This is a genomic window from Bacillus sp. FJAT-53060, assembly GCF_037104745.1.
GTDB lineage: Bacteria > Bacillota > Bacilli > Bacillales > Bacillaceae > Bacillus > Bacillus stratosphericus_B.
Map to the genome: position 1 here is coordinate 1 of NZ_JBAWSW010000080.1, position 2,486 is coordinate 2,486.

At 37.7% G+C, this 2,486-nt stretch carries 3 protein-coding genes; 2 read left to right on the forward strand and 1 reads right to left on the reverse strand.

What is annotated here, in order from left to right; translation table 11 throughout:
* A partial coding sequence (locus WAX46_RS15565) for an IS3 family transposase (RefSeq protein ID WP_336493384.1) occupies nucleotides 1-186 on the forward strand: 186 nt, incomplete at its 5' end.
* 471 nt (nucleotides 187-657) lie between these two features.
* On the opposite strand, the gene WAX46_RS15570 is transcribed toward WAX46_RS15565, so the two are convergent.
* Nucleotides 658-1,581: an aldo/keto reductase gene (locus WAX46_RS15570; RefSeq protein ID WP_226569495.1), complete on the reverse strand. Its 924-nt coding sequence runs from the start codon at nucleotides 1,579-1,581 to the stop codon at nucleotides 658-660.
* 603 nt (nucleotides 1,582-2,184) lie between these two features.
* On the opposite strand from WAX46_RS15570, the gene WAX46_RS15580 reads away from it, so the two are divergent.
* A complete protein-coding gene (locus tag WAX46_RS15580; protein WP_226569524.1) occupies nucleotides 2,185-2,355 on the forward strand; it encodes a DUF5105 domain-containing protein in 171 nt (56 codons plus the stop codon).
* Nucleotides 2,356-2,486: the final 131 nt, after the last annotated feature.

The following is a 2,486-nucleotide window of genomic DNA, read 5'->3' on the forward strand; positions in this document are numbered from 1 at the left end:
GTTATCGAGAACTTCTTCGGTATCTTAAAGTCTGAATTTCTATACCTAAAAGAATTTGAGGACATCGAACACTTCAAGCAAGAACTTGAACAATATATTGATTACTACAATCACACACGTATAAAGACGAAACTAAAAGGCATGAGTCCGATACAATATCGAACTCATGCCTCGAAAGCTGTCTAATAAATACCGTGTCTAACTTAAGGGGGTCACTTCATTCCCGGGGCTTTTTCTTTAGCCTTTTTTCAATTGATTCCTATATTTCATTCCAACATACACACAAAAAAGCAAGAAAATCGTTATCTATACCCATTGAATGGTCACCAAAAATAGTGTGATGGCTACTAATATCAATATTGTGAGATCGAGCTTCTTTTCTAGTTTTTTATGAGTTAGAACGAAAACGATTAGAAGCACAGCTAGAAGAATTATAACGTTAATAATTTAAAATGGTAAAATATAGAAGTAAACTGCAATACGTTAAACAACAAGGAGTTGATTAAAATTGTTTTTTAGCAAAAAAAGATTACATCATATCTTTTTTGGTTATATTCTTGATTCTTATATTAAGTATAATGCATGGAGATGGAATTATAAAACCAGTTATAGGCGCAATAATTGGGTCATCATTAGTGTCACTAATCTTTGGAACAATCACAAACCTAATTTTTGTTTGATTTCCTCTTCTGTTAATTGAACATCATTTGTTTTTAGGTTTTGCAAGACTTGCTCCGCTCGCTTAGCACCAGGAATAATCGCATCAATGCCGTCCTGAGCTAATAGCCATGCCAGTGCTACGTTTGCCGTTTCTGCGTTCTTTGATTGTGCAATGGCCTTCAGCTTGTCTACTTTTTCGAGGTTTTGAAGGAAAGCATCGCCTTGGAAAAGCGGGTCATTTGCTCGAATATCATCAAATGTCGCATCTTTTGTAAATTTTCCAGTCAACAAACCTGACGCCAAAGGGAAATAAGGAATAAAGGAAATACCATGTTCCACGCAGTATGGGAGAAGATCCTGCTCTGCTTGACGTTTTAGCAGAGAATACTCTGATTGAAGTACATCTAAGTATCCATCACGGTTAAAGGCTTGAAGCTGTTCAAAATCAAGGTTTGATGCACCAATTGCCCTGATTTTTCCCTCATCCTTCAATTCCTTTAATGTGCCTGCTACTTCATCCAACGGCGTGCGGCCGTCTGGAAAATGCATATAGTACAAATCAATATAATCTGTTTGCAGTCGCTTCAGGCTATTTTCCACCTGCTGTCTTAAAAAATCACGACTATTATCGAGTTCAATTTGTCCGTTTACTTCTTTATGGGCCCCTTTCGTCGCAAGGACAAGCTTCTCTCTGCCGCCTCTTTTGGCTACGATCTCACCGATCAATTCTTCTGAACGGCCCAGCCCATAAATAAAAGCAGAATCTAAGAAATTGACACCTTGATCAAGAGCTGTTTCCACAAGCTCCCGACCTTCATCTTCACTCAGATTCGGGAATAAATTATGTCCACCTACTGCATTCGTTCCAAGCCCAATCGGATTCACCTGTAAATCAGTTCGTCCAAGCGTTACCTTTTTCATAAGATCATCTCCCTTATCTGCTTAATCATCCTTATTTTCCCATGAACCATTTTCAAAATTCAAGTATTCTGCTCTCTGAAAATCAATCTGCATGAAGACGTTGCGAAAATAAAAGGTACGTATAATGAAGATACACTAAAACGAAAAGGGGAATTTTCTCATGACCATCCAAATCATCATGATCATTCTGCTTCTAAGATCAGGCAAGGGAAAAGAATTTCATCCGATCAAGCTCCTCATTGGCTGTCTTTGCATGATTAAGTTTTGTCATCGGGCTATGGAGAGATAAACGATACAAAGGACATTTGATCAACATTCGACAAAGCCCTTCTCTTGTATAACTCTGATTTTACCCTTTATCAGGACGATGCCAAGGTATCTGATTTAAAATTCTACGGCAGTAAAGATCGTCTTGATCTTGGCTCTTTGAATAAAGGAAAGTCACTATCAGGTGCTCTTTATTTCCTAAGGTTATCGCTCAAGTAACAGGCATTGATGCTTCTAACTTAAAAGACAAGCTACACAATTAAAGAGATGAGTTTTACAACGACAAGATCCGTTCTAAAGAAGAATTGTATAAGACAAGCTTGAATATGTGCGCATCTGAATTCAGAGAAGCTTCCTCCAGTCTCCAGCCCAACTGAATATGAAGTGAAAATGAAACGTAATGGTGATGGTCAGTGGAAAATCGACCTCAATGATTATAATAAAGAGCATTACCTGAGCGGCTTTATCAAAAAATATAAGAAACAAAAAAAGACGCTGGCCTCCTGAAGGGTGATATTATCCCCTCTAAGTAGACAGTGTAAAAAGCCCAAGAACATATCTTGGCTGTTACACTATACTTGGAGGGGATTTTTTATGGCTAGAAAGGGACAACAATTTCAACACTATTCTAAAGAATT